Annotated in this window: 1 protein-coding gene, 2 tRNA genes and 1 rRNA gene; 1 reads left to right on the top strand and 3 read right to left on the bottom strand. The window is 34.9% G+C overall.

All coding sequences use genetic code 11. The annotated features are described in order from the left end of the window. Nucleotides 1-194: 194 nt before the first annotated feature. The 3 genes from AJ884_RS08080 to AJ884_RS08070 form a co-directional block, all read right to left on the bottom strand. A tRNA-Ile gene (locus AJ884_RS08080) sits at nucleotides 195-271 on the bottom strand. 8 nt (nucleotides 272-279) lie between these two features. Next, nucleotides 280-355, bottom strand: a tRNA-Ala gene (locus tag AJ884_RS08075). 102 nt (nucleotides 356-457) lie between these two features. Further along, nucleotides 458-1,970, bottom strand: a 16S ribosomal RNA gene (locus AJ884_RS08070). 743 nt (nucleotides 1,971-2,713) lie between these two features. Between AJ884_RS08070 and AJ884_RS08065 the strand changes: the two genes are divergently transcribed. Then, nucleotides 2,714-3,469 carry a basic amino acid ABC transporter substrate-binding protein gene (locus tag AJ884_RS08065; RefSeq protein WP_044779581.1) on the top strand — a complete coding sequence of 252 codons (756 nt, stop codon included), beginning with the start codon at nucleotides 2,714-2,716 and terminating at the stop codon, nucleotides 3,467-3,469. The last annotated feature ends 319 nt before the right edge of the window (nucleotides 3,470-3,788 follow it).

The following is a 3,788-nucleotide window of genomic DNA, read 5'->3' as shown; positions in this document are numbered from 1 at the left end:
TATATATATATATATATTAATATAATCATTATAAATATAAATACATAATGTATATGCTACTTATATCTATTTAAAGTATATTCTTTTATAGCTAAAGATAAAAATAAATCTAAGTATAGAGTTTATATTTTATATTTAATCTACTTTATATACTTGCTTTAGATTTTAAAGCTTTTTTATTCAAATCTTTTTTATGGTGGGCCTAACAAGACTTGAACTTGTGACCTCACCCTTATCAGGGGTGCACTCTAACCAGCTGAGCTATAGGCCCTTAATAAATGGTGGAGAATAGCGGGATCGAACCGCTGACCTCCTGCGTGCAAAGCAGGCGCTCTCCCAGCTGAGCTAATTCCCCATAAACAATTAGCTTTATCATCAATCTTTGAAATCTAAACAAGAATCAATTGAGTTTATATATTGAAGTAATAGTTGTGAGACTTATTACTTTGTACTCTAGAAAGGAGGTGATCCAACCGCAGGTTCTCCTACGGTTACCTTGTTACGACTTCACCCCAGTCGCTGATTCCACTGTGGACGGTAACTAGTTTAGTATTCCGGCTTCGAGTGAAATCAACTCCCATGGTGTGACGGGCGGTGAGTACAAGACCCGGGAACGTATTCACCGTAGCATGGCTGATCTACGATTACTAGCGATTCCGGCTTCATGCTCTCGAGTTGCAGAGAACAATCCGAACTGGGACATATTTTATAGATTTGCTCCACCTCGCGGTATTGCGTCTCATTGTATATGCCATTGTAGCACGTGTGTCGCCCTGGGCATAAGGGCCATGATGACTTGACGTCGTCCACACCTTCCTCCTCCTTACGAAGGCAGTCTATTTAGAGTGCTCGGCCGAACCGTTAGCAACTAAATACGTGGGTTGCGCTCGTTGCGGGACTTAACCCAACATCTCACGACACGAGCTGACGACAGCCGTGCAGCACCTGTCTCTAAGTTCTAGCAAGCTAGCACCCTCATATCTCTATAAGGTTCTTAGGATATCAAGCCCAGGTAAGGTTCTTCGCGTATCTTCGAATTAAACCACATGCTCCACCGCTTGTGCGGGTCCCCGTCTATTCCTTTGAGTTTTAATCTTGCGACCGTACTCCCCAGGCGGTACACTTAATGCGTTAGCTGCATTACTGAGATGACTAGCATCCCAACAACTAGTGTACATCGTTTAGGGCGTGGACTACCAGGGTATCTAATCCTGTTTGCTCCCCACGCTTTCGCGCCTTAGCGTCAGTTGAGTTCCAGCAGATCGCCTTCGCAATGGGTATTCTTGGTGATATCTACGGATTTTACCCCTACACCACCAATTCCATCTGCCTCTCCCTCACTCTAGACTATCAGTTTCCCAAGCAGTTTAATGGTTAAGCCATTAGATTTCACAAGAGACTTGATAATCCGCCTACGCGCCCTTTACGCCCAGTGATTCCGAGTAACGCTTGCACCCTCCGTATTACCGCGGCTGCTGGCACGGAGTTAGCCGGTGCTTATTCCTTAGGTACCGTCAGAATTCTTCCCTAAGAAAAGGAGTTTACGCTCCGAAAAGTGTCATCCTCCACGCGGCGTTGCTGCGTCAGGGTTTCCCCCATTGCGCAATATTCCCTACTGCTGCCTCCCGTAGGAGTCTGGACCGTGTCTCAGTTCCAGTGTGACTGATCATCCTCTCAGACCAGTTAAGCGTCATAGCCTTGGTAAGCCATTACCTTACCAACTAGCTGATACTATATAGTCTCATCCTACACCGAAAAACTTTCCCTACTCAACTTATGTTAAGCAGGAGTATAGAGTATTAGCAGTCGTTTCCAACTGTTGTCCTCTTGTGTAGGGCAGATTAACTATACCTTACTCACCCGTGCGCCACTAATCCACTTCTAGCAAGCTAAAAGCTTCATCGTTCGACTTGCATGTATTAGGCACGCCGCCAGCGTTCACTCTGAGCCAGGATCAAACTCTCCATAATAAACCTTCTTTAGCATCAAGGCAAAGCCTTGACTAAGAAGCAAGCTAAAGGCCTACCCCGCCAACCTAATAGATAAACTACTTAGATTGCATTAAAGAGATAAACCTTATTACTTTTATAGATAGTTTAATCTTTTTCTTCAAAGAAAAAGTTATAAAAGATTAAAAGAAAAGCTTTTAATCTTTTTAATTATTAGATTGAATAGATTTTACATAATTACTTATGTCTAAATCTTTCTGGCTCAATCGATCACTTATTTAGATTTCAAAGATTGACTAATAAGATTTGAATAACAATACTAAGTTAAAAGAACAAAACAAAAAATCATTTTTAAAAGAAAAGTTTTTAAATTAAAAAACTAAGATTTATAAATAAAACTTTTTAGCTTTAAATTAAAAAATTAAGAAAGTTAAAAACTCAAATAATTTAAAAACTTAAAAAATCTAAAATAAAGTTAATTTATAAAATCTACGTAAGCTAATGAAACTTTATAATTTAAAAGATTTTAAGTCCTTTTTTCAAAAAAGGAAATGAAAGTATAACCAATTAAACTTAAAGAGGGATTAAACAATATAAATATTTGTGTAAGTATTTATATAAGTATTTGGTGGGTTTTTTGAAATTTGTATAAATAATATATCAAGGATTACTTACTTTTAAACATTGTAAAAAGCAATCAGACTTAATTAAATATAAATTTAAAATAAGTATAATTTTAAAACATTTTATATCAAAGGAAGAAAATGAAAAAAATATTTAGTGTTGTTTTAGTTGCCTTGATTGGCTTATTTTTAAACGCTTGCAATGATTCTAAAAACAAAGAAACAAATGCAAGCGTAGAATTAAAGGTTGGAACCGCCCCAAACTATAAACCTTTTAACTATAAAGAAAATTCAAAACTTACAGGTTTTGATACGGATCTAGTAGAAGAGATCGCCAAAAAAAATGGTATTAAAATTGTTTGGGTTGAAACCAATTTCGATGGGCTAATACCTGCTTTAAAAGCTGGTAAAATTGATATGATTGCCTCGGCTATGAGTGCAACGGATGAAAGAAGACAGAGTGTTGATTTTACTAAACCTTACTATATGAGTAAAAATCTTTATCTTAAACTAAAAAGTAACAATTTACTTCAAACAAAAAATGATTTAGAAGGTAAAAAAATAGGAGTTCAACTAGGAACTTTACAAGAAAATACTGCAAAAGCTATCAAAAATGCACAAGTGCAAAGTAATAAAGATTTAAATATTGCTGTTTTAGCACTAAAAAACAACAAAATTGATGCTATTATCGCAGATGAAGATACTGCTAAAGGTTTTTTAGCTGAAAATCCAGAATTGGTAAGTTTTTACCAAGAAATGGATGGTGGAGAAGGCTTTAGCTTTGCTTTTGATAAAAACAAACAAAAAGAATTGGTAAAAATTTTTGACAAAGGTATAGATGAGACAAAAACCAATGGATTTTACAATACTTTGATCAAAAAATATGAACTAGAGTAAGCGTGAAAATTCACGCTTATACAACTTAAATCTTCGTTGCGTTTTGTAAAATAACATTTCATATAAATTTACTCTCATTAAATTAATTTTTTATATAAAATAAAATTTAAATTGAAATTTTATTTTATATAATAATCAGTATTTAATTATACTTTAAGTTTAAATATTTTATTATTCCGCTATTTTATTTTTATATTTTATATTATTATTAAAAAATAAATAATATGAAATTAATTTCAAAATAAATCATTTTAAATAAGGAAGGAGAAAAATATTTGAGTAAAAATATTATTTCAAGTAAGGTGTCTACGGGGGGGGG

The organism is Campylobacter sp. BCW_6463, from assembly GCF_001762785.1.
GTDB classification, from domain to species: Bacteria; Campylobacterota; Campylobacteria; order Campylobacterales; family Campylobacteraceae; genus Campylobacter_D; species Campylobacter_D jejuni.
This window is presented reverse-complemented; position numbering and strand designations above follow the sequence as displayed.

What these genes read in the sequence shown, in the direction of transcription:
- AJ884_RS08065 (WP_044779581.1), top strand. Translation starts at nt 2,714, where the DNA reads ATGAAAAAAATATTTAGTGTTGTTTTAGTTGCCTTGATTGGCTTATTT.